The following is a 23,772-nucleotide window of genomic DNA, read 5'->3' as shown; positions in this document are numbered from 1 at the left end:
CGCTGCTGTGCCGCGCTGCAGGTAGGGTACAGGACGGCTGTTATCGTTGCGTAGAAAAGTTACTCGCCCAGCGCGTCGCGAGTGGGCAGCCCCTCGCTGTCGCCCTGGACCTGAATCGCCAGCGAACCGATTTTATTGCCGCGGTTCACCGCCTGAAGCAGGGTTTTGCCTTCCAGCAGGGCGCTAATCACCCCGACGGCAAAGCCGTCGCCGGCGCCGACGGTATCGACGACGTTATCGACTTTAATGGCATCGACCGTTCCCTGTTCGCCGCTGGCGCTCTTGAACCAGGCGCCGTCGCAGCCGGTTTTAATGACTACCGCCTTGACGCCGCGGGAGAGATAGAAATCGGCAATCCCTTCCGGGGTCTGCTGGCCGGTAAGAATCACGCCCTCTTTCAAGCCTGGCAAAACCCAGTCAGCCTGGAAGGCGAGACGGTTGAGTTTCTCCACCATCTCGGCTTCGCTTTTCCACAGTACCGGGCGCAGATTGGGGTCGAAAGAGAGGGTTTTTCCTTCGGCTTTCATTACCTTCGCCGCATGCTCCAGCAACGCGTAAGAGCTCTCAGAAAGGGCCGCCGCGACGCCGCTCAGGTGCAGATGGCGGGCGCTGGTGAAGTAGTCGGCGCGAAAATCGTCCGGCGAAAGATGGCTGGCTGCGGATCCTTTGCGGAAATACTCCACAATGGGATCGGTTCCATTTTCGACTTTCGATTTCATTTGGAAACCGGTAGCGAAGCGGTTGTCGATGGCCACAGCGTGGCTATCGATCCCCTCTTTCGCCAGCGATTGCAGTACGAAGCGGCCAAAGCTGTCGTTGCCGACGCGGCTCACCCAGCCGACTTTCAGGCCCAGGCGCGCCAGGCCGGTGGCGACGTTCAGCTCGGCGCCGGCGACACGTTTCATGAAATGCTCCACCTCGGCCAGATCCCCGGTTTCGGTGGCGACAAACATGGCCATAGCTTCGCCGATGGTGATGACATCTAAATTTTCCACGACTTAATCCTCGCGTAACAGGTTGACGTAGCGGCGGGTCACGGCCGTCAGGTCATGGCCAGTCAGCGGAAACTCGATTCCACGCGGCGCGTCGGCGGGAAGATTATCGAGCAGGGCCAGCCAGCGTTCGGCGGCCTGATCCGGCGGTACAGCGCGGAATTTCTCATGATGAGGCTCCGCCGCTTTAACATGAATATAGCTGACCGCCGGCGCAAGATGACGTGCCGCCTCTTCCGGCGAATCGCCAACCCACAGCCAGTTGCCCATATCAAACGTTAAGGTGATCGGCAGCTGATGGACCCGGCAGGCGGCTTTGAAGCGCTGCATCGGCGCCAGCTGGCCGCAGTCGGTCTGGTCATTCTCTACCACCAACGCCATGCCGCTGTCGCTGAGGATATCGCGCAGCTCATCCAACTGCTGATTGTGGAGGAAATGGCCAAGGGAGAGCTTCAGCCACAGAGCGTTCAGGGTTTGCGCTTCCGCGAGCAGCGTCGGGAGATCCGGGTTAAGCTCGCCGTTGTCGGTGAACAGCGCCTGCGGCGCGGAGTAGCAGGCCAGCAGGCCGTGGCGCTCAATAGTGGCCGCCAGCGAGGGCAGAGCGTTGAGCTCTTCCGCGCTGCACAGCTCGCGGCGGATTTCGACGCCGTCCGCGCCGGCGTTGGCGATAAACGGCAGGACGGCGGCCTGCCCGCCTAAGGATTTAACATGGTCATTACCATACGCAGCGGTAACGACAATAATTTTTCTGGCCATCGCGCTCTTACTCCCGGCGTTTGTTGCTTAATCTCCTTAATACGCTAGATGGTATCGGTTCCATAAGAAAGGGCGAGATGTTTAATTTATGATCGGCATCACGAAGGATCGTTAACGGGAGGTTGATCCGCGGACGATAAGCTCGCCGGAAAATACCCGTTCGCGGATGGGGTCGTTAGTGCCGGCAATGCGCCGAATAACCTGTTCGACCGCCGCGTAGCCGATCTGCCACGTCGGCTGTTTGAGGGTGGTAATACCGACGCCGGCCAGCTCCGCCCACTCCAGTTCGTCGAAGCCCAGCAGGCCGATATCGCTCCCCCAGATCAGGCCGACGCGCTTCAGGGCGCGGGCTACCTGCAGCGTCAGCGCGCCGTTGGCGGAGATGACCGCTTTGCGCATCCCGCGGTGGCGGGCATGGAACTGACGCAGGACGTTGTCCAGCATCGCGCCGTCGTTAAGCTGCACCTCGGCGTTTTCGGCCACCACGCCGTGGTGGCGGGCAAGCGTGGCGCGAAAGGCGCTCAGGCGCTCGCGACGGGTATTCACCGAGCCCAGCGGTTCGCTGAGAAACAGGATGGCCTCGAATCCTTTTTCCACCAGATGTTCGGTGGCGGTGGTGGCGGCCTGGGCGTTATCAAGCCCGACCACATCGCAGGCGAAATCGGGGATTTTACGGTCAATCAGCACCATCGGCAGGGCCGACTGCTGCAGGCGGTTCAGGCCATCCTCCCGCATACCGACTGCGTTGACCACGATGCCTTCCACCTGGTAGCTGCGCAGCAGGTCCAGGTAGTGCAGCTCCTGATCGAGCTCGTTATTGGTATTACACACCAGCAGGGTGAAGCCCTTTTCCCGGCAGGCTGCTTCAATGCCGCTCATGACGTTGACCGAGTAGGGATTGGTGATATCGGCGATGATCAGGCCGATGAGGCGGGTTCGGCCGTGCTTGAGGCCGCGGGCCATCAGGCTGGGGCGGTAGTCGAGTTCGGCAATGGCTTTTTCAATACGTGATAACAGGTCGTCGGAAAGCAGATGCTTCTCGCCGTTAAGATAACGTGAAATGCTGGTTTTGCCGGTCTTTGCGGCTTTCGCCACATCGCTGATAGTTGCACGCGCCGCTTTCGCCATGGTGGCTTCCTTTGCTGAAAATCTGCCAACACCTTAGCGCGAAAAATAGCGATATCAAGCATTTTGCCCGGCAGAGCGGCTGCCGGGCGACATGAGGTTGCGCTTACTGCAGCGGGCTGAGGGTGATTTCCACGCGACGGTTCTGCGCTTTGCCTTCCGCCGTGCTGTTGCTGGCGATCGGATTTGCCGGGCCCATGCCGGTGGTGCGAATGCGATTGGCCGCCACGCCCTGGGTGATGAGCGCGCTGGCGACGCTGTCCGCACGCTGTTGCGACAGACGCATATTCAGATCCTTGCTGCCGGTGCTGTCGGTGTAGCCGACCACGTTAACAGCGGTTTTCTCATACTCTTTCAGCACCATGGCCACGCCGGTCAGGGTGTTGGCGCCGGCCGGCTTCAGGTTGGCGCTATTGCTGTCGAAGGTGACGTTATTCGGCATGTTCAGCACGATATTGTCGCCATTTCGCGTCACGCTGACCCCGGTTCCCTGCATTTTGTCGCGCAGCTTCGCTTCCTGCACGTCCATGTAGTAACCAATGCCGCCGCCGAGCGCCGCGCCGGCCGCTGCGCCAATCAGCGCGCCTTTGCCGCGGTCATGTTTGGAAGAGGAGAGCGCGCCGACGCCAGCGCCCACTAAGGAGCCAATACCTGCGCCAATACCGGATTTGCCTGCTTCACGTTCACCGGTATAGGGGTTGGTGGTGCAGCCAGAAATGGCCAGAGTGCCGCTGACCAGCGCCGCAATCATAAGTACGCGTTTTTTCATTTAATGTCCTTAATCCTTTTTATTCTTTGTCACAGCGAACGTGACGGTTGATTATGACGCGCGATTACGGAGAAAATTCCCCGGATACCATCTCTTTTTGTAAATAACATTGAACGGTTGCCCATCACGCCGTTATGACACCTGCATTCGCTGACCAGGAGCCGCCCTTGCCAACCTCATCTGCAACCAAAACCATCTTAACCGCCGCCCACTGGGGACCGATGCTGGTGGAAACGGACGGGGAAAACGTCCTCTCTTCCCGCGGCGCGCTGGCGACACCGTTTGCCAACTCGCTGCAAACGGCAGTGCGCGATCAGGTGCACAGCAAAACCCGCGTGCGCTATCCAATGGTGCGTAAAGGCTTCCTTGCTTCACCGGACAAGCCCCAGGGGGTCCGCGGTCAGGATGAATTCGTGCGGGTGAGCTGGGAGCAGGCGCTGGATCTGATCGATGCCCAGCATCGGCGGATCCGCGACAGCTACGGTCCGGCCTCCATTTTTGCCGGCTCCTACGGCTGGCGCTCTAACGGCGTATTGCATAAGGCGGCGACGCTGCTGCAGCGCTATATGAGCCTGGCGGGCGGCTATACCGGCCATCTTGGCGATTACTCCACCGGCGCGGCGCAGGCGATCATGCCTTACGTCGTTGGCGGCAATGAGGTGTATCAGCAGCAGACCAGTTGGCCGCTGGTGCTCGAGCACAGCGAAGTGGTGGTGCTGTGGAGCGCCAACCCGCTGAACACGCTGAAAATTGCCTGGAATGCCTCCGACGAGCAAGGGATCCGGTGGTTTGATCGGCTGCGCCAGAGCGGTAAGCGGCTGATCTGCATCGATCCGATGCGATCGGAAACCGTCGATTTCTTTGGCGATTCGATGGAGTGGATCGCGCCGCATATGGGCACCGACGTTGCGCTGATGCTGGGGATCGCCCATACGCTGGTGGAAAATGACTGGCAGGATGATGCGTTTCTTACCCGCTGCACCAGCGGCTACGATATTTTTGCCCGCTATCTGACCGGCGAAAGCGACGGCGTAGCGAAAACCGCTGAGTGGGCAGCAGCGATCTGCGGCGTTAAAGCAGATAAAATCCGCGAACTGGCGAAACTTTTCCACGAAAATACCACTATGCTGATGGCCGGCTGGGGCATGCAGCGTCAGCAGTATGGCGAGCAGAAACACTGGATGCTGGTCACTCTGGCCGCCATGCTGGGACAGATCGGCACCCCCGGTGGCGGATTTGGTCTTTCCTACCATTTTGCCAACGGCGGCAACCCGACCCGCCGCGCGGCGGTGCTGGGCTCGATGCAGGGGAGCGTGGCCGGAGGCGTGGACGCGGTGGAGAAGATCCCGGTCGCACGAATTGTCGAGGCGCTGGAGAATCCGGGGGCGGAGTATCAGCACAACGGCATGGCGCGGCGCTTTCCCGATATTCGCTTTATCTGGTGGGCCGGCGGCGCCAACTTTACTCATCATCAGGACACCAACCGACTGATTCAGGCGTGGCAGAAACCGGAGCTTATCGTCATTTCCGAATGCTTCTGGACTGCCGCCGCGCGCCATGCTGATATCGTCCTGCCGGCGACCACCTCGTTTGAGCGCAACGATCTGACCATGACCGGGGACTACAGTAACCAGCATCTGGTGCCGATGAAGCAGGTGGTTGCTCCGCGAGATGAAGCGCGCGACGATTTCGCGGTCTTTGCCGACCTCAGCGAACGCTGGGAGGCGGGTGGCCGCGAACGCTTCACCGAAGGGAAGAGTGATTTGCAGTGGCTGGAGACTTTCTATCAGATGGCCGCCCGGCGCGGCGCCCAGCAGCAGGTGACGCTGCCGCCATTTGCCGAATTCTGGCAGGCTAACCAGCTGATTGAGATGCCGGAGGAGCCGGAGAATGCCCGTTTTGCGCGTTTCGCCGCCTTCCGCGCCGATCCCCAGGCCAACCCGCTGAAAACGGCGAGCGGTAAAATAGAGATCCACTCGCCGACCATCGCCGCTTTTGGTTACGCCGACTGTCCGCCGCATCCGATGTGGCTGGAGCCCGACGAGTGGCATGGCAACGCAGAGGCGGGGCAGCTGCAGCTGCTGTCGGCCCATCCGGCCCACCGTCTGCACAGTCAACTGAACCACACCGCGCTGCGCGAGCGCTATGCCGTCGCCGGGCGCGAACCGGTGACTATTCATCCGCAGGATGCGCAGGCGCGCGGGATTGTCGATGGCGATCTGGTGCGGGTGTGGAACGCCCGCGGTCAGGTGCTGGCCGGCGCCGTGGTGACGGAGGGGATCCGCCCGGGGGTGATTTGCCTGCATGAAGGAGCGTGGCCCGACCTGGATCCGCAGGTCGGCATCTGCAAAAACGGGGCGGTGAACGTCTTAACCAAAGATATTCCGACATCCCGGCTGGGCAACGGCTGTGCCGGGAACACCGCCCTGGCGTGGCTGGAGAAATATACCGGCCCGGCGCTGCCGCTTACGGCATTTGATCCGCCGGCCAACGCATAATCCACGTCGGGTGCTGAGTATCGTCCTGCCATGCGCAGTCTTCAATCCGGAAGCCCTGCGCATGGTAGAAACTCACCGCCGATTCGTTCTTCTGATAAACCTCAAGGCTCAGCCAGGCGTAGTGCTGTTTGACTTCATCCAGCAGCGCCCGGCCAATGCCCTGGCGGGTGGCGCCCGGCGCGACAAACAGCGCGCCGACGAAACGGGAGTCCAGCACGCTGACAAAGCCTTTTAACTCGCCATCCTGCTCCCAGACCCAGGTGCTGGCGGCGGGAAGATAGACATCCCGTACTACCGCGACGCTGTCGCGCCAGTAGCTTTCGCTGATAAAAGGATGGGCATGAATCGTGCTGTCCAGCCACAGCGCCAGCAGCGGCGCGGTATCTTCAGTGTCCCACTTGCGGATCATCCTGACCTCCAGGGTGACAGAAGCAGCCGGTGACATGGTCGTTGACCAGCCCACAGGCCTGCATAAAGGAATAACAGATTGTCGAGCCGACAAACTTAAAGCCGCGTTTTTTCAATGCCTTCGATAGCGCATCGGAGGCCGGCGTCGTGGTGGGAATTTCCGCCAGCGTCGCAGCGCGGGTCACCTGTGGCGCATTGTCGACGAAGGACCAGACAAAATCAGTGAACGACTCGCCATTTTCTTCCATCGCCAGATAGGCGCGGGCGTTGCCGATAATGGCCTGGATTTTTCCCCGATGGCGAATGATGCCGGTATCCTGCAGGAGTCGCTCGATATCGTCATCACCCATCGCCGCCACGCGCACCGGATCGAACTGGTGAAAAGCCTGGCGGTAGTTCTGCCGTTTTTTTAACACCGTGATCCACGATAAACCGGCCTGCTGGCCCTCAAGGCAGATCATTTCAAACAGCTGGCGACCCTCTTTTTGCGCCACACCCCATTCGGTATCGTGATACTCGATGTATAACGGATCCTGACTCACCCATCCGCAACGCTGCATAGCTGTTTCTCCCTCTGCGCTAAAAAAGTGGACGCCCGCCTTGACGGCTGAAAGATAAAGATAATAGTTAATACAGGGAAATCGTATCCCCACTAAAAACACAGCAATATTGCCGATTCGGCTCTTTTCTGGAGTCGCATTAATGATAATAAAGAAATGCAATGGCCTCCGGGGGTTCTTGATCCCGGCGAGCGTATCCGTCTGGGTGTCATGTGTCTCTGGAGCGAATGCCTGGCAACAGGAATATATCGCTATCGATACAAAAAGTAATACGTCGGAACGCTATACATGGGATAGCGATCACCAACCACGTTATGAAGATATTCTCGCCGAGCGGATGAAGTCCTCTGAGACGCCCGGCGGGCTGGCGTTAAACCAGGGGCTGGCGCCGCCGGACAGCGGCCGCGGCCTGAGCGTTGGCTGGAATTATCCGCTGGCAAACGGCGTAACCTCCGGGCCGGTGGCCAGCCTGCGCAGCGACGTCACCGCGCCGACGGTGAGAAGCGCAGGCGAGGCGGGCTACGTTAACACGCTCGGCTGGCGCATGGATTATCAGGCGCTGTGGGGCGTGCATCCCTGGGCGCAGGTGAGCTATAACCAGTCGCTCGCCAGCGATGTCTGGGCGCCGATGACCCGTGCCAGGGAGGGAGGCTGGAGCGATGTCACCCTGGGCGCTGATATGCGGTTGGGATCCCACGTGGCGGCATGGGCAACGCTGTCGCAGGCGGATAACCTGCCGTCAGGGGAAAATACGCTCTATTTGATGGGGGTCAGCGCCAATTTTTAATCGGGAATTGTTACGCATTTGAAACGATGTGGTTATTGTTAAATCTCAGCAATGGCGCATTTCTGTGAGATAGCGCACACTAACTTTTTGCCTGTAATTTACGGAATGAATGTTATGCAATGCCATTCATTCCAACATTAATGCATTTCATTCCCCGCTGATGGCAGTTCATGCCTTTTTCCCCCACTGGATGAGGGGCCTTCGCTATTGTGGCGGCAGTTAATTTATCAGGACAACTGCTATGAACGCTGCAAACCGTCAATCGACCCGCTGGCTGACACTGATCGGCACCATCATCACCCAATTCGCTCTCGGTTCGGTTTATACCTGGAGCCTGTTTAACAGTTCGCTGTCTGACAAACTGGGCGAGCCGGTCAGTCAGGTGGCTTTTTCCTTTGGTCTGCTGAGCCTCGGGCTGGCGCTCTCTTCGTCGGTCGCCGGCAAGCTGCAGGAGCGCTTTGGCGTGAAGCGCGTCACCATGGCCTCCGGGATCCTGCTCGGCCTGGGCTTCTTCCTGACCGCGCACTCCAGCAGCCTGATGATGCTGTGGCTGAGCGCGGGTGTGCTGGTGGGGCTGGCGGACGGCGCCGGTTACCTGCTGACCCTGTCGAACTGCGTGAAATGGTTCCCGGAACGTAAAGGGCTGATCTCCGCCTTCTCCATTGGCTCCTATGGTCTCGGCAGCCTGGGGTTCAAATTCATTGATTCCCACCTGCTGGCCACCGTTGGCCTGGAAAAAACCTTCGTTATCTGGGGCGCTATCGTGCTGGTGATGATCGTCTTTGGCGCGACCCTGATGAAAGATGCGCCAAATCACCCGGCAGCCACCGCGGCCAACGGCGTCGTGGAAAACGACTTCACCCTCGCCGAATCGATGCGTAAACCGCAGTACTGGATGCTGGCGGTGATGTTCCTGACGGCCTGCATGAGCGGTCTGTACGTAATTGGCGTAGCGAAGGATATTGCCCAGGGAATGGTCCACCTGGATGTCGCCACGGCGGCCAACGCGGTAACGGTTATCTCGATTGCGAACCTCAGCGGTCGCTTGGTGTTAGGTATCCTGTCTGATAAAATCTCCCGCATTCGCGTGATTACCATCGGTCAGGTCGTGTCGCTGGTGGGGATGGCCGCGCTGCTGTTCGCCCCGCTGAATGCCTTGACCTTCTTCGCCGCCATCGCCTGCGTCGCCTTTAACTTCGGCGGCACCATTACCGTCTTCCCGTCGCTGGTGAGTGAGTTCTTTGGTCTGAACAATTTGGCGAAAAACTATGGCGTGATTTATCTGGGCTTCGGTATCGGCAGCATCTGCGGCTCTCTCATCGCTTCGCTGTTCGGCGGTTTCTACGTGACCTTCTGCGTGATCTTCGCCCTGCTGATCCTCTCGCTGGCGTTATCCACCACCATCCGTCAGCCGAAAAGCACGGTATATAACGAGGCGCACGCCTGAAACCTGCAGCGTGAAACGTGCCCCTGGTTATTTCCCTAAGCAAATAGTGCCAATCCAGCCAAATGTTTTGTAAATGTTTGGCTGGATCACATTCCCTCCTGATACTTTTCTCGTTCCCTGTGGTCTACTTATCGCGGTTTGTAGAGGTTTCTGATAACCAACCCTAACGCACCCTATTAGCCTACTGACTCGTGCCACAGCGTCAGGCGGTGTTTTATTCTTCTTTTTCCAGGTTTGCTTGCATGAAATATATTAGAACGATGACGCAGCAGAAGCTTAGTTTTTGGCTGGCGCTGTACATCGGCTGGTTTATGAACGTCGCCGTTTTTTTCCGGCGTTTCGATGGTTATGCTCAAGAGTTCACTTTCTGGAAAGGGCTTTCCGGTGTTGTTGAACTGGTTGCCACGGTATTTGTCACCTTCTTCCTGTTACGTCTTCTGTCGCTGTTCGGCCGCCGTATCTGGCGCATTCTGGCGACGCTGATTGTCCTGTTTTCCGCCGCGGCGAGTTACTACATGACGTTCCTCAATGTGGTGATTGGCTACGGGATCATCGCTTCGGTGATGACCACCGATATCGACCTGTCGAAAGAGGTCATCGGCTGGCACCTGATCCTCTGGCTGGTGGCGGTGAGCGCGCCGCCGTTGCTGTTCATCTGGAGCAACCGCTGCCGCCATACGCTGCTGCGCCAGCTGCGCACCCCGGGCCAGCGGGTTAAAAACGTGCTGATCGTGGTGCTGGCCGGACTGATTGTCTGGGGACCCATCCGCCTGCTAGAGCTGCGCCAGCATGATGTGGAGCGCCATTCGGAAGTGGATATGCCGAGCTATGGCGGGGTGATCGCCAACTCTTACCTGCCGTCGAACTGGTTGTCGGCGCTGGGTCTGTACGCCTGGGCGCAGGTGGATGAATCCTCAGACAACAAATCGCTGATTAACCCGGCGAAGAAGTTCACCTACGTCGCGCCGGAAGGTCTGGATGATACCTACGTGGTGTTTATCATTGGCGAAACGACCCGCTGGGACCATATGGGCATCCTCGGCTATAGCCGCAATACCACGCCAGAGCTGGAGAAAGAGAAGAATCTCGTCGCCTTCCGCGGTTACTCGTGCGATACCGCTACCAAACTGTCGTTACGCTGCATGTTTGTGCGCGAGGGCGGGGCGGAAGATAACCCCCAGCGGACGCTCAAAGAGCAGAATGTCTTTGCCGTGCTGCATCAGCTGGGCTTCAGCGGCAATCTGTACGCCATGCAGAGCGAGATGTGGTTCTACAGCAACACGATGGCCAACAATATCGCCTACCGCGAGCAGATTGGCGCCGAGCCGCGCAACCGCGGTAAGAGCGTTGACGATATGCTGCTGGTGGATGAGATGAAGCGCGGTATGGCGCAGGGCAACGCCTCCGGTAAGCATCTGATCATTCTCCACACCAAAGGCTCCCACTTTAACTACACCCAACGCTACCCGCGCAGCTTCGCCCAGTGGAAACCGGAGTGCGTCGGCGTCGACAACAAGTGCTCGAAAGAGGAACTGATCAATTCCTACGACAATAGCGTGACCTATGTCGATCACTTTATCGTCAGCGTCCTCGACCAGCTGCGGGATAAGAAAGCGATTGTGTTCTATGCCGCCGACCACGGGGAGTCGATTAACGAGCGTGAACACCTGCACGGTACGCCACGCAAGATGGCGCCGCCGGAGCAGTTCCGCGTGCCGATGATGGTGTGGATGTCGGATAAGTACCTGGAAAATCCCGATCACGCCGCCGCGTTTGCCCATCTGCAGCAGCAGGCCGCGATGAAGGTGCCGCGCCGTCACGTCGAGCTGTACGACACCATTATGGGCTGCCTCGGCTATACCTCGCCGGATGGCGGGATCAATGAGAACAACAACTGGTGCCGGTGGAAAAAGTAAGGCCCGATAGTTTTCAGATTCTCGGGTCTGTTTTCCTTTCCTGAGCCCAGGATAAGCTAATCCCTCGCCGGCTGACGCCGCGCGAGGGATTTTTTTCGCACAGTGGACGTGTCTGGCAGGTGACCTCTTCTTCTTTGATTACCCCTGCTTCCTCGCTTCCCCTGTGCATGAACTTTTCATGGAGAGAAAGGATGAAGGTGATAAAGGGGTTGGTCCTACTGTGCCTGATGATGCTCGCGGGCTGCCAGTCTGAGGAAGAGACCAGCCAGTTCCTGCTGGCCTGTAAATACGATGCGCCAGCGACGATCGCAGCCATGCTGGATAACGGCATTGATGTGGATGGTCAGGATAAAACCGGCTTAAGCGGCCTGATGGTCGCTGCTGCGGAAAATCGACGCGATGTGGTTGAATTGCTGCTTAAGCGTCGGGCGAAGCCGAACCTCCAGACGCGCCAGGGCGTCACGGCGCTGATGCTGGCGGCGGCGCGTGGCAGCGATACCGCGATTATCGGCGATCTTCTCCAGGCGGGAGCGTCGGTGAATCAGACCTCCATCGACAAGAGTACGGCATTGATGTCCGCCATCTCCGACGGCGGGGACGTCAGAAACGACTATCAGCATATTCTGGCGATGAAAAAGCCCGATGCGCCTGTCGAAGAGGAGAGTACGCTGGACAAGATAGTTGGCGCAACGGCGGCGAAATCGCTGGCGACGGGCAATCGCGCGCTGATGACCGAAGACATGGCGTTACAACTGGCGCCCGGCGCGTTTAAGAAGAACGTCGACGAGATAGTGGCGCTGCTCCTCAAGCACGGCGCGGACGTGAAGGCCGTCAACGCGTCCGGGGAATCGGCCTTTTTCCTCGCTGTCGATCACGCGCGATCGGCGGAAACCATCACGACGTTGGCCAACGCCGGGGCGGACACCAGCCTGGCGGATAAATCCGGCACCACACCGCTGATGCTGGCGGCGGCGGGGGATGATCCCGATCTGGTGCTGGCGCTGTCGGCCTCCGGGGTGGAAGTGGATCAGCCGAACCGTGAAGGACTCACGGCGCTGCAGGTGGCGGCGGGGCAGGGGGCGCCTGCGGTGATCGCGGCGCTGGTGCAGCGCGGCGCAAAGGTGGACCAGCTTTCCGCCAACGATCTCAGCCCGCTGATGCTGGCGGTCAAAATGAATAATAAAGCCAATGTCGAGGCGCTGCTTGCGGCTGGCGCCAGCGTCAACCTCAGCAATAAGGCCGGCTATACGGCGATTGGCTACAGCCGGGCCGGCGAGGTTCGCCAGCTGCTGCTGGCACAGCATGCCGAGCTGAAGGGGCAGGCCGCGCATATGGCGCAAAGCGAACTGCAGTTTTGTGCTAATGCCTTTGCCGACAAGCTGGCATACAGCGACATCGCCCGGGCGGTGAATAACGATACCCGCCCGGATATTATGCGTCATCAGCAATCCTGCCCGGAGCTGGGGGAGCTGACGATGCTACTGGGAGAGTTTACATTCACCCCGGCGGGCGCGACCTATCTCGGCGAGCCGGTGACATGTAAGGTATCCGAGTATCGCAAAACGTTTGAGGTCAACTGCCGCTAAAAACGTTGAGCAACCGGCGATTCGCTGCTCAGGCTGCTGAGTTTCTCGCCGGTTGAGCGATTTTTTGAAAATAAGGCATTGACGGGTAGGCATCCCAGCAGTAAGATGCGCCCCGCATTCGGTGATTGGCGCAGCCTGGTAGCGCACTTCGTTCGGGACGAAGGGGTCGGAGGTTCGAATCCTCTATCACCGACCAAATTCGAAAAGCCTGCTCAATGAGCAGGCTTTTTTGCATCTGAGGCCAGTGAGGATGAGAACCTCCGGGGGCAGGAGGTTCGACTCGAGCGAAGCGAGAGAACGTTGCGTCAGCAACGGCCCGCAGGGCGAGCCACGAAGTGGTGAGTCATCCTCTATCACCGACCAAATTCGAAAAGCCTGCTCAATGAGCAGGCTTTTTTTGCATCTGAGGCCTGCGAGGATGAGAACCTCCGGGGGCAGGAGGTTCGACTCGCGTTTCGTAGGCCCGCGCAAGCGCAGCGCCGCCGGGCATCATCAGTGCACGACTGGCCAAAAATACCACCAAAATCACAATAAACGTCTTTACTCACGTTTTCAGCCGGCTATTCGCTATTTTGTGACATCTTCCATTGCATTTTTTTATCGATGAACAGATCTTTTTTCGCGAAGCTTATGGCTGAATGCAGCATTTTCCGCTGTGCGTTTTAACGTTCACGCTATTAATCGCTCACATATTGGTCACACAGCAAGAAATTTTTCTCATTTGCTGGCATTGTTTCCCACTGGGTGTTGCAAATTAATAAGGTCTTTATTCTGCTGAATTGCCAGTAGCATAAATTTCTCTGCTGAAAATAGCGTCCTGAAGTTTTTTTAATCTTTGCCTGCCGTTTCTCACGCTGGATGTAAAACCCGGCTGGCTGTATTGACGTTTCCCCATTCTGTTGACAGATTGTAGGGCATGAGGGGCATTTCATGGAGAATCCGTACTGCAACTCAGTCGTTTTTGCGAAAGGAATCCCCATCTCTCTCTACGCCTTCGGGCACCACCGACCGGACCGGGTAAAAAATAAATAAAGGTCCGGCGGATATATGCAAACAACATCACAATTTTGGAGCAGAATAATGAGTATTTCCTTGAAGAAATCAGGGATGCTGAAGCTTGGTCTGAGCCTGGTCGCCATGACCGTCGCCGCCAGCGTGCAAGCGAAAACCCTGGTTTATTGTTCTGAAGGCTCGCCGGAAGGATTTAACCCACAGCTCTTCACCTCTGGCACCACCTATGATGCCAGCTCCGTACCGATCTATAACCGCCTGGTCGAATTTAAAACCGGTACGACGGAAGTTATTCCAGGACTTGCTGAGAAATGGGAAGTCAGTGCGGATGGCAAAACCTATACTTTCCACCTCCGTCAGGGTGTGAAGTGGCAGGATAATAAAGACTTTAAACCAACTCGTGACCTGAACGCCGATGACGTGGTGTTCTCCTTCGATCGCCAGAAGAATACTAATAACCCGTACCATAAAGTTTCTGGCGGCAGCTATGAATACTTTGAAGGGATGGGCTTACCGGACCTGATTAGCGAAGTGAAGAAAGTGGACGATAATACCGTCCAGTTCGTCCTGACCCGTCCGGAAGCGCCGTTCCTCGCTGATCTGGCCATGGACTTCGCCTCCATTCTTTCGAAAGAGTATGCTGACAACATGCTGAAAGCCGGCACGCCGGAAAAAGTGGATCTCAATCCTATCGGTACCGGCCCATTCCAGCTGCTGCAATACCAGAAAGATTCCCGCATTCTGTATAAAGCCTTCCCGGGCTACTGGGGTACCAAGCCGAAGATTGATCGTCTGGTCTTCTCCATCACCCCGGACGCTTCCGTGCGCTATGCCAAGCTGCAGAAAAACGAGTGCCAGGTGATGCCGTACCCGAACCCGGCGGACATCGCGCGCATGAAGGAAGATAAGAACATTACCCTGCTGGAACAGCCGGGTCTGAACGTTGGTTATCTCTCCTTTAACACCGAGAAGAAACCGCTGGACGACGTCAAAGTACGTCAGGCGCTGACCTACGCGGTCAACAAAGAAGCGATCATCAAAGCGGTTTACCAGGGCGCAGGCCAGGCGGCGAAGAACCTGATCCCGCCGACCATGTGGGGCTATAACGACGACGTTAAGGACTACACCTACGATCCGGAGAAGGCGAAGCAGCTGCTGAAAGAAGCGGGCCTGGAAAAAGGCTTCACCATCGATCTGTGGGCGATGCCGGTACAGCGTCCGTACAACCCGAACGCCCGCCGCATGGCGGAGATGATTCAGGCTGACTGGGCCAAGATTGGCGTCCAGGCCAAGATCGTCACCTACGAGTGGGGCGAGTATCTGAAGCGGGCGAAAGCGGGCGAGCACCAGAGCGTGATGATGGGCTGGACCGGCGACAACGGGGATCCGGATAACTTCTTCGCGACCCTGTTCAGCTGCGCCGCGGCGAAAGACGGCTCCAACTACTCGCGCTGGTGCTATAAGCCGTTTGAAGATCTTATTCAGCCGGCCCGCGCTACCGACGACCACAACAAGCGTATTGAACTGTACAAACAGGCTCAGGTAGTGATGCATGACCAGGCTCCGGCGCTGATCATTGCTCACTCCACCGTCTATGAGCCGGTGCGTAAAGAAGTCAAAGGCTATGTGGTGGACCCGCTGGGCAAACACCACTTCGATAACGTCTCTGTCGAATAATAAGCACGATGCCTGACCCCCTCTCCCCGCGTGGGAGAGGCGGGGGGCGTATTCCCGCTATTCCGGGGAATGCTTTTGTGAGCAATACAGACGCCCTGTCGCCAGGCGGGGCGTCACTAGAGAGAATCCGGGTTATGTTGCAGTTTATTCTCCGACGTCTGGGATTAGTCATCCCGACATTTATCGGTATCACCCTTCTCACCTTTGCCTTCGTCCATATGATCCCCGGCGATCCGGTGATGATTATGGCGGGCGAACGTGGTATTTCCCCCGAACGTCACGCGCAGCTGCTGGCCGAAATGGGCCTTGATAAGCCGCTGTGGCAGCAATATGCCCACTATATCTGGGGCGTGCTGCACGGCGATTTAGGCATCTCGCTGAAAAGCCGCATTCCCGTGTGGCAGGAGTTTGTCCCACGCTTTAAAGCCACCCTTGAGCTGGGCGTCTGCGCGATGATCTTCGCCGTCGCCGTCGGCATTCCGGTGGGCGTGCTGGCTGCGGTAAAACGCGGCTCCATCTTTGACCACACCGCGGTGGGCCTGGCGCTGACCGGCTACTCAATGCCTATCTTCTGGTGGGGCATGATGCTGATTATGCTGGTTTCGGTGCAGCTAAACCTGACGCCGGTCTCCGGGCGCATCAGCGATACGGTGTTCCTTGACGATACCCTGCCGCTGACCGGCTTTATGCTGATCGACACCGCCATCTGGGGCGAGCAGGGCGACTTTATTGACGCCTTAATGCATATGATCCTGCCCGCTATCGTGCTGGGCACCATCCCGCTGGCGGTGATCGTGCGTATGACCCGTTCGTCGATGCTGGAAGTGCTTGGCGAAGACTATATCCGTACCGCGCGCGCCAAAGGCCTGACCCGTATGCGGGTGATCGTGATCCACGCGCTGCGTAACGCGATGCTGCCGGTGGTCACGGTGATTGGTCTGCAGGTGGGCACCCTGCTGGCGGGCGCCATTCTGACCGAAACCATTTTCTCATGGCCTGGTTTAGGTCGCTGGCTGATCGACGCGCTGCAGCGTCGCGATTATCCGGTGGTGCAGGGCGGGGTGCTGCTGGTGGCGACGATGATTATCCTCGTCAACCTGCTGGTCGACCTGCTGTATGGCGTGGTGAACCCGCGTATCCGGCATAAGAAGTAAGGGGCCATCATGTCACAAGTTACTGAAAATAAAGTTATCGCTGCGCCGGTACCCATGACTCCGCTGCAGGAGTTCTGGCACTATTTCAAACGCAACAAAGGGGCAGTCGTCGGGCTGGTATACGTGGTGGTGATGATCGTCATCGCGGTATTCGCCAACTTCCTCGCCCCCTATAACCCGGCGGATCAGTTCCGTGATTCGCTGCTGGCGCCGCCGTTCTGGCAGGACGGCGGCAGCATGGCGCATCTGCTCGGCACCGACGACGTGGGCCGCGATATTCTGTCGCGCCTGATGTACGGCGCCCGCCTGTCGCTGCTGGTGGGCTGCCTGGTGGTGGTTCTGTCGCTGATCCTCGGCGTGGTGCTCGGCCTGGTGGCGGGCTATTTCGGCGGAGTGGTGGACTCAATCATCATGCGCGTCGTCGATATTATGCTGGCGCTGCCGAGTCTGCTGCTGGCGCTGGTGCTGGTGGCAATCTTCGGGCCCTCCATCGTCAACGCCTCGCTGGCGCTAACCTTCGTGGCGCTCCCGCACTATGTGCGTCTCACGCGCGCCGCGGTGCTGGTGGAGGTCAACCGTGACTACGTGACCGCCTCCCGCGTAGCGGGCGCCGGCGCGATGCGCCAGATGTTCGTTAATATTCTGCCTAACTGTCTCGCGCCGCTGATCGTTCAGGCGTCGCTGGGCTTTTCCAACGCCATTCTCGACATGGCAGCGCTGGGGTTCCTCGGCATGGGCGCGCAGCCGCCGACGCCGGAGTGGGGCACCATGCTTTCCGACGTGTTGCAGTTCGCGCAGAGCGCCTGGTGGGTAGTCACCTTCCCGGGCGTGGCGATCCTGCTGACGGTGCTGGCATTTAACCTGATGGGTGACGGTCTGCGTGACGCGCTCGATCCCAAACTGAAGCAGTAAGAGGTTCGAGATGGCGTTATTGAATGTAGATAAATTATCGGTGCATTTCGGCGATGAAAACGCGCCGTTTCGCGCCGTAGACCGCATCAGCTATAGCGTGAAGCAGGGTGAAGTGGTCGGTATCGTCGGGGAGTCCGGCTCCGGTAAATCCGTCAGCTCGCTGGCGATTATGGGGCTGATTGACTATCCCGGCCGGGTGATGGCGGACAAACTGGAATTTAACGGCCGCGATCTGCAGCGCATCTCTGAAAAAGAGCGGCGCCAGCTGGTGGGGGCGGAAGTGGCGATGATCTTCCAGGATCCAATGACCAGCCTCAACCCGTGCTTCACCGTCGGCTACCAGATTATGGAAGCGATTAAGGTCCATCAGGGCGGTAATAAGCAAACCCGCCGCCAGCGGGCCATCGACCTGCTGAACCTGGTGGGCATTCCCGATCCGGCCTCGCGGCTGGACGTCTATCCGCATCAGCTTTCCGGCGGCATGAGCCAGCGCGTGATGATCGCGATGGCGATTGCCTGTCGGCCAAAACTACTGATTGCCGATGAACCGACCACCGCGCTGGACGTGACCATTCAGGCGCAAATCATTGAGCTACTGCTGGATCTGCAGCAGCAGGAGAATATGGCGCTGGTGCTGATCACCCACGACCTGGCGCTGGTGGCGGAAGCCGCGCATAAAATTATCGTTATGTACGCGGGTCAGGTGGTGGAGACCGGTGACGCGAAAGATATCTTCCGCGCGCCGCGCCATCCTTATACCCAGGCGCTGCTGCGCGCGCTGCCGGAATTCGCCCAGGATAAAGCGCGTCTGGCCTCGCTGCCGGGCGTGGTGCCGGGGAAATATGACCGTCCCAACGGCTGCCTGCTTAATCCGCGCTGCCCCTATGCCACGGATAAATGCCGTAGCGAAGAGCCGGCGCTCGCGGATCTGACCGGCGGCCGCCAGTCTAAATGTCACTACCCACTCGATGATGCCGGGAGGCCTGGATTATGAGTACGCAAAAGGCCGCCACGCCACAACCACTGTTGCAGGCCATTGATCTGAAAAAACACTATCCGGTGAAGAAGGGGTTATTCGCCCCGGAACGGCTGGTGAAGGCGCTGGACGGCGTCTCCTTTACCCTTGAGCGCGGTAAAACGCTGGCGGTAGTGGGGGAGTCGGGCTGCGGCAAATCGACCCTCGGTCGTCTGCTGACGATGATTGAGATCCCCACCGGCGGCGAGCTCTATTATCAGGGGCAGGATCTGCTTAAGCACGACCCGCAGGCGCAGAAGCTGCGGCGGCAAAAAATCCAGATTGTGTTCCAGAACCCGTATGGTTCGCTGAACCCGCGTAAAAAAGTGGGGCAGATTCTGGAGGAGCCGCTGCTGATTAACAGCAGCCTGAGCAAAGAGCAGCGGCGTGAAAAAGCGCTGGCGATGATGGCGAAAGTGGGCCTGAAAACCGAGCATTACGATCGCTACCCGCATATGTTCTCCGGCGGTCAGCGTCAGCGTATCGCTATTGCTCGCGGGCTGATGCTGGATCCAGATGTGGTGATTGCCGATGAGCCGGTCTCCGCGCTGGACGTTTCGGTACGCGCCCAGGTGCTGAACCTGATGATGGATCTGCAGCAGGATTTAGGGCTGTCCTACGTGTTTATCTCCCACGACCTGTCGGTCGTCGAGCACATCGCCGATGAAGTGATGGTGATGTATCTCGGCCGCTGCGTGGAGAAGGGCACCAAAGACCAGATCTTCAACAATCCGCGTCATCCGTACACCCAGGCGCTGCTGTCGGCGACGCCGCGTCTGAACCCAGACGACCGGCGCGAGCGGATCAAGCTGACCGGCGAACTGCCGAGCCCGCTAAATCCGCCACCGGGCTGCGCCTTTAACGCGCGCTGTCGCCGTCGCTTTGGCCCCTGCACTCAGCTCCAGCCGCAGCTGAAGGATTACGGCGGCCAGCTGGTGGCCTGCTTTGCCGTCGACCAGGATGAGAATCCGCAAAAGTCCCACGCCTGATGGCGCGCTCCCGGTCCCATGGCCGGGAGCTTCTCTCCCGCCGTGGATAAAACCTGGCGCTTACGCATATTGCCGCAGTTTATGTCACGCTCTCAGAGCATTCTTCGTAGATTATCCGAAAAAATAAGCCTTTCAGTCCATTTTTATAGAATTAAAGAGAAATTAAAATGGTTCAGGTTTATTCTTTCGCTGATCTGACGCTATGATTTCATCATGACCTAATACTTTTATATAAAAACGACTGGAAAGCGTGGTGATTGCGGGAAGTAAGGATGTACGCATACCTAAAAAATGGGGCTACCCTTCTGCAAGGGAAATGTTAGTGTAGCGATACTTCTGCCGTGGAATCATCCCGAAAATCAAATTCTAAACTATTATAACCCTGTCAATCGTGTGTATTGGTACGTCACCATCGGCGCGTTATCTGCCATCCCAGAAGCGTCACGATATTTTTAATATACCCAGAAAATAACAACAAACTTAATATGAAATTTTTAAAATCATGAGGTTATCAATGAACCATTATGATGATCTGCAGCGCTTTCAAGAAAAAACGCGGACGCAAAACCTCAACTTTCAGGATCTTTCTTCGCAAGCCGCCACGCGGGAACACGGCGACTGGGCGATCCTCAATCAGCTAAATCCCGGCGCCGAGAAATCCTCTTCTCTGGCGCTGGGAGGCTCGGTCTCCGCGCCGTTGCCGCAGTCGGTGCCTGCGGATCTGTTCCGCCAGGTAGAGGCGGCCGTAGCAGCGGCGCCAACCTCTGATCCTGTTGTGTCTGCCGCTTCGGCCGCGCCTGCTACCCCCCAGCCGGTCGTGGAGACCGCCGCAGCCGCACCGGAGCCGGTCAGGCAGGAGCCTGCGCCGACCCCTGCGCCTTCAATTCCGGCGTCGGAACCGGCCATGGCGTCGGAACCGGCCATGGCGCCGCCGCCGAGAATGGCCCCCCGACCCGCGCCCGCCGCTGAGAACTATGCCCACCTTTTCGCCGCGAAAAGCGCGGAGCCGGTGGCGAAAAATAAAGACCAGCCTTTGAAATCACTTCTGGAAAGGATCGCGACATGCCGTTGATTTGCGTCTGTTCACCGAAAGGCGGCGTAGGGAAAACGACCCTGGCGGCCAATTTAGCCTATTCGCTGGCGCGGACGGGCAGCAAAGTTCTGGCGCTGGATTTTGATGTCCAGAACGCGCTGCGTTTGCATTTTGGCGTACCGCTGAACGATGAGCGGGGCTATGTGGCGAAGGCGCTGGAGCTGCACGACTGGAGCCAGTGCGTGTTGAGCGCCGGCAGTAATATTTTCGTCCTGCCATATGGCGAAGTGAGCGAGGCGCAGCGTCAGGCGTTTGATGAGCAACTGACCCATAATGACCATTTCCTCCAGCGCGGTCTGTCCGCGCTGCTTAATTATCCCGGGCTTATCACCATCGCCGATATGCCCCCTGGACCTTCGCCCGCGCTAAAGGCGCTGACGGGGCTGGCGGACCTGCATCTTATCCCGCTGCTGGCGGATACCGCCTCGATGTCGACCCTGGCGCACGTAGAAAAGCAGCGCCTGACCGGCGCTGCGCTGAATCATAAGCACGGGCACTATTTCGTCATTAACCAAAGCGATAACCGTCGCCAGGTCAGCCGGGACGTCACCAGCCTGATGGAAGAGAAACTGGGCGAGCGACTGCTTGGCGTGATCCATCGTGATGAAAGCGTGGTGGAGGCCAATGCCTCGCAGAAGTCGATCCTGGACTTTAACGCTTCCTCGGCAGCGGCCTTCGATATTGAAATCATGGCTAAAAAAATATCTTCGCTGTTGGGTATTCATATTGGCGATGGCACGGTGCACAGCCAGCCACGCATGTCAGGGCGTTAACTTTTTGCAGGGCTGCTGAATGAAAAAATCTCTTTTTTGGTTGCTGGCGCTGGTGCTGTCACCCGTCGCCGTGCTGGTGGTGATCACGCCGATGGACAGCCAAAAGCAGTATATTTTTGGTCTGTTAAGTATCGGTATTCTCTTTCTGATGGGCTTCAGCAAGCGCCGCAGCGTATCGGTCATTATGGTCGTCACGTCGCTGCTGATGTCCACCCGTTACATGTATTTTCGCCTCACGCAGACCCTGCACTTCAACTCGTCCATTGAAGCTATTCTCGGCATGGGACTCTTTCTGGCGGAAGTCTATATCTGGGTGATGCTACTGCTTAACTATCTGCAGACGGTCTGGCCGCTGAAGCGCGGCATTGTTCCGCTGCCGGATGATATGAGTAAGTGGCCGACGGTCGATATCTATATTCCGAGCTATAACGAACCGCTGGAGGTGGTGCGCGATACCGTCCTGGCGGCACAATGCATTGATTATCCAAAAGATAAAATGAAAATCTATCTTCTGGATGACGGTAAGCGCAGCGAGTTTGCCGTCTTCGCCGCCGACGTTGGGGTGGGCTATATCACCCGCAATGACAACAAGCACGCCAAAGCGGGGAACCTTAACCATGCGCTGACCCTGACTCAGGGGGAGCTTATCTGCGTTTTCGACTGCGACCACGTCGCCACGCGCGTCTTCCTGCAGGCCACCGTCGGCGGCTTCCTGAAAGACCCGATGCTGGCTCTGGTGCAGACGCCGCACTACTTCTATTCCCCGGACCCGTTTGAACGTAACCTCTCCGTCGGACGCAACATTCCCAACGAAGGGATGTTGTTCTATGGCCCGATTCAGCAGGGGAACGACAACTGGAACGCCACCTTTTTCTGCGGCTCCTGCGCGGTGATCCGTCGCGAGGCGCTGGCGCAGATCGGCGGTTTCGCCGTCGAAACGGTGACCGAAGATGCTCATACGGCGCTGAAGTTTCAGCGTCTGGGGTGGAAGTCGGCCTTTCTCGATATCCCACTGGCCGCAGGCCTCGCTACTGAACGCCTGGTGGTGCACGTCATCCAGCGTACCCGCTGGGCGCGCGGGATGACGCAGATTTTCCGCGTCGATAATCCGCTGTTTGGCCGCGGGCTGACTTTTCAGCAGCGCTTGTGCTATCTCAGCGCCATGCTCTACTACCAGTTCGCGCTGCCCAGGGTGGTGTTTGTCACCGCCCCGCTGGCTTACCTGCTGTTTAACCTCAATATTATTTACTCGTCGGCGAGCCTGATCGTCTCCTATGCCCTGCCGCACCTGTTCCTCGCTATTTACGTTGGTTCGCGAATGAACGGCCGCTATCGCTACAGCTTCTGGGGGGAGATCTACGATATTGTGCTGGCCTTCCACCTGGTGCTGCCGACTCTGGTGACGATGATTTTCCCCAAACGCGGCAAGTTTAACGTTACCGATAAGGGGGGGCTGCTTGACGTCGGCTACTTCGATTTCACCGTGGTGCGCCCGCACCTGGTGGTGGCCTGCCTGCTGGCCCTGGGGGTGATCGTCGGCATCGTCCGGGCGATTGGCCATGACTACTTTGGCTCGGATCCCAACGTTATCGCCCTCAACGTCGGGTGGGGGATCTACAGTCTGATCTTCCTGCTGGCGGCGATTGCCGTGGCGCGCGAAACGCGGCAGGTGCGAAAAACCATTCGTATCGATGTCGACATTCCGGTGGTGATCCATTACGCCAGCGGCATCGTCTCGCGCAGCCATACCGCGGATCTGTCGATGGGCGGCTGCCGCGTGGTCGCGCCTGATAATCGCCATCTGGAGGATGACATCGAAGAGATTGAGCTGATCCTGCAGTCCGGGGCTATCTCGATTCCGGCCCAGCTGGTCACCTCTGACGAGCGCTTCCTACGCCTCAAGTTTGATGAAGATATTCCGCTTTCGCGCCGCCGTGAACTGGTGCGCGTGGTGCTGGCCCGCGCGGATGCGTGGATTAATCCGCCGCGCCCGCAGGATAACCCGTTCCGCTCCTTCTTCACCATTTTACGCTGCGTGTTCGAACTGTTCTGGCTGACGTGGAAAACCCGTCGCAGCCAGCGCAATCGGGCAACAGTGGCGAAAACGGCGCAGGAGGATGGGACGTTATGAAGCGATTAACCACGCTGGCGCTGCTGGCAGGGATGCTTTCTGCGCCTGCGCTACACAGTGAAGAACCGGGCTCCGGCGCCGCTGCCCCGCTGAGCTTCCCGCAGCTCAACGACGCGGCGGACAGCGAGCCAGGCGACGAACCTCCGGCTGCCTCGCCGGAGGAGGGCGCCTCT

Annotated in this window: 19 protein-coding genes, 1 tRNA gene, 1 other RNA gene and 1 pseudogene; 16 read left to right on the top strand and 6 right to left on the bottom strand. The window is 58.2% G+C overall.

What is annotated here, in order from left to right; translation table 11 throughout:
- Positions 1-59: 59 nt before the first annotated feature.
- The 4 genes from HMPREF1024_RS11605 to HMPREF1024_RS11620 all read right to left on the bottom strand — a co-directional run bounded on the left by HMPREF1024_RS11605 (position 60) and on the right by HMPREF1024_RS11620 (position 3,642).
- Positions 60-995: a sugar kinase gene (locus HMPREF1024_RS11605; protein WP_002921921.1), complete on the bottom strand. Its 936-nt coding sequence runs from the start codon at positions 993-995 to the stop codon at positions 60-62.
- Positions 996-998: 3 nt separating this feature from the next.
- Positions 999-1,748 (bottom strand): sugar phosphate isomerase/epimerase, encoded by a 750-nt coding sequence (locus HMPREF1024_RS11610; protein WP_002921919.1) that lies wholly within the window; start codon positions 1,746-1,748, stop codon positions 999-1,001.
- Between the two features lie 111 nt (positions 1,749-1,859).
- Entirely contained in the window at positions 1,860-2,876 is a 1,017-nt protein-coding gene (locus tag HMPREF1024_RS11615; protein ID WP_002921918.1) for a LacI family DNA-binding transcriptional regulator, read from the bottom strand.
- 103 nt (positions 2,877-2,979) lie between these two features.
- Complete coding sequence (locus HMPREF1024_RS11620) at positions 2,980-3,642, bottom strand: OmpA family lipoprotein (RefSeq protein WP_002921917.1); 663 nt, start codon at positions 3,640-3,642, stop codon at positions 2,980-2,982.
- A gap of 167 nt (positions 3,643-3,809) precedes the next feature.
- On the opposite strand from HMPREF1024_RS11620, the gene HMPREF1024_RS11625 reads away from it, so the two are divergent.
- A complete protein-coding gene (locus HMPREF1024_RS11625) occupies positions 3,810-6,140 on the top strand; it encodes a molybdopterin guanine dinucleotide-containing S/N-oxide reductase (protein ID WP_009308768.1) in 2,331 nt (776 codons plus the stop codon).
- Here HMPREF1024_RS11625 and HMPREF1024_RS11630 read toward each other — a convergent pair.
- Both HMPREF1024_RS11630 and tag read right to left on the bottom strand, forming a co-directional pair.
- Positions 6,109-6,549: an N-acetyltransferase gene (locus HMPREF1024_RS11630; RefSeq protein WP_004173935.1), complete on the bottom strand. Its 441-nt coding sequence runs from the start codon at positions 6,547-6,549 to the stop codon at positions 6,109-6,111. The two genes, HMPREF1024_RS11625 and HMPREF1024_RS11630, sit on opposite strands and share 32 nt — an antisense overlap.
- Positions 6,527-7,108 (bottom strand): DNA-3-methyladenine glycosylase I, encoded by a 582-nt coding sequence (gene tag / locus HMPREF1024_RS11635; RefSeq protein WP_002921914.1) that lies wholly within the window; start codon positions 7,106-7,108, stop codon positions 6,527-6,529. The genes HMPREF1024_RS11630 and tag overlap by 23 nt, the downstream gene beginning before the upstream one ends.
- A gap of 205 nt (positions 7,109-7,313) precedes the next feature.
- On the opposite strand from tag, the gene HMPREF1024_RS11640 reads away from it, so the two are divergent.
- The 15 genes and pseudogenes from HMPREF1024_RS11640 to bcsA all read left to right on the top strand — a co-directional run bounded on the left by HMPREF1024_RS11640 (position 7,314) and on the right by bcsA (position 23,599).
- Positions 7,314-7,895, top strand: a complete 582-nt coding sequence (locus tag HMPREF1024_RS11640) for a hypothetical protein (protein ID WP_020803959.1) — start codon at positions 7,314-7,316, stop codon at positions 7,893-7,895.
- 241 nt (positions 7,896-8,136) lie between these two features.
- On the top strand, positions 8,137-9,342 hold the full coding sequence (locus HMPREF1024_RS11645) for an MFS transporter (RefSeq protein WP_002921907.1): 1,206 nt from the start codon (positions 8,137-8,139) through the stop codon (positions 9,340-9,342).
- A 242-nt stretch (positions 9,343-9,584) separates the two neighbouring features.
- A complete protein-coding gene (gene eptB / locus HMPREF1024_RS11650) occupies positions 9,585-11,258 on the top strand; it encodes a kdo(2)-lipid A phosphoethanolamine 7''-transferase (RefSeq protein WP_009308767.1) in 1,674 nt (557 codons plus the stop codon).
- A gap of 191 nt (positions 11,259-11,449) precedes the next feature.
- Positions 11,450-12,844: an ankyrin repeat domain-containing protein gene (locus tag HMPREF1024_RS11655; RefSeq protein WP_009308766.1), complete on the top strand. Its 1,395-nt coding sequence runs from the start codon at positions 11,450-11,452 to the stop codon at positions 12,842-12,844.
- 119 nt (positions 12,845-12,963) lie between these two features.
- Positions 12,964-13,040: transfer RNA gene (locus tag HMPREF1024_RS11660), tRNA-Pro, on the top strand.
- 33 nt (positions 13,041-13,073) lie between these two features.
- Positions 13,074-13,207: non-coding RNA, RtT sRNA (locus HMPREF1024_RS28875), on the top strand.
- A 717-nt stretch (positions 13,208-13,924) separates the two neighbouring features.
- Positions 13,925-15,532 (top strand): dipeptide ABC transporter periplasmic-binding protein DppA, encoded by a 1,608-nt coding sequence (gene dppA, locus HMPREF1024_RS11665; protein ID WP_002921789.1) that lies wholly within the window; start codon positions 13,925-13,927, stop codon positions 15,530-15,532.
- 134 nt (positions 15,533-15,666) lie between these two features.
- On the top strand, positions 15,667-16,686 hold the full coding sequence (dppB, locus tag HMPREF1024_RS11670) for a dipeptide ABC transporter permease DppB (RefSeq protein WP_002921786.1): 1,020 nt from the start codon (positions 15,667-15,669) through the stop codon (positions 16,684-16,686).
- Between the two features lie 9 nt (positions 16,687-16,695).
- Positions 16,696-17,598 carry a dipeptide ABC transporter permease DppC gene (gene dppC / locus HMPREF1024_RS11675; RefSeq protein WP_004145207.1) on the top strand — a complete coding sequence of 301 codons (903 nt, stop codon included), beginning with the start codon at positions 16,696-16,698 and terminating at the stop codon, positions 17,596-17,598.
- 10 nt (positions 17,599-17,608) lie between these two features.
- On the top strand, positions 17,609-18,592 hold the full coding sequence (dppD, locus tag HMPREF1024_RS11680; protein WP_002921785.1) for a dipeptide ABC transporter ATP-binding protein: 984 nt from the start codon (positions 17,609-17,611) through the stop codon (positions 18,590-18,592).
- Complete coding sequence (gene dppF / locus HMPREF1024_RS11685; RefSeq protein WP_002921784.1) at positions 18,589-19,602, top strand: dipeptide ABC transporter ATP-binding subunit DppF; 1,014 nt, start codon at positions 18,589-18,591, stop codon at positions 19,600-19,602. The genes dppD and dppF overlap by 4 nt, the downstream gene beginning before the upstream one ends.
- Positions 19,603-19,620: 18 nt before the next feature.
- The gene (locus HMPREF1024_RS0126630) at positions 19,621-19,800 is read left to right on the top strand and encodes a hypothetical protein (protein ID WP_004145206.1); all 180 of its coding nucleotides are present in this window, start codon (positions 19,621-19,623) and stop codon (positions 19,798-19,800) included.
- Between the two features lie 316 nt (positions 19,801-20,116).
- Positions 20,117-20,674: a cellulose biosynthesis protein BcsO gene (locus HMPREF1024_RS11690; protein WP_009308765.1), complete on the top strand. Its 558-nt coding sequence runs from the start codon at positions 20,117-20,119 to the stop codon at positions 20,672-20,674.
- Position 20,675: 1 nt separating this feature from the next.
- Positions 20,676-21,468 (top strand): annotated as a pseudogene (locus HMPREF1024_RS11695) (cellulose synthase operon protein YhjQ/BcsQ).
- 19 nt (positions 21,469-21,487) lie between these two features.
- A complete protein-coding gene (bcsA, locus tag HMPREF1024_RS11700) occupies positions 21,488-23,599 on the top strand; it encodes a UDP-forming cellulose synthase catalytic subunit (protein WP_004186066.1) in 2,112 nt (703 codons plus the stop codon).
- Positions 23,600-23,772 lie beyond the last annotated feature (173 nt).

Origin of the sequence: Klebsiella sp. 4_1_44FAA (genome assembly GCF_000238715.1) — a bacterium.
GTDB lineage: Bacteria > Pseudomonadota > Gammaproteobacteria > Enterobacterales > Enterobacteriaceae > Klebsiella > Klebsiella pneumoniae.
The sequence above is the reverse complement of the archived record's forward strand: the minus strand, read 5'-3'. Positions and strand labels throughout refer to the sequence as shown.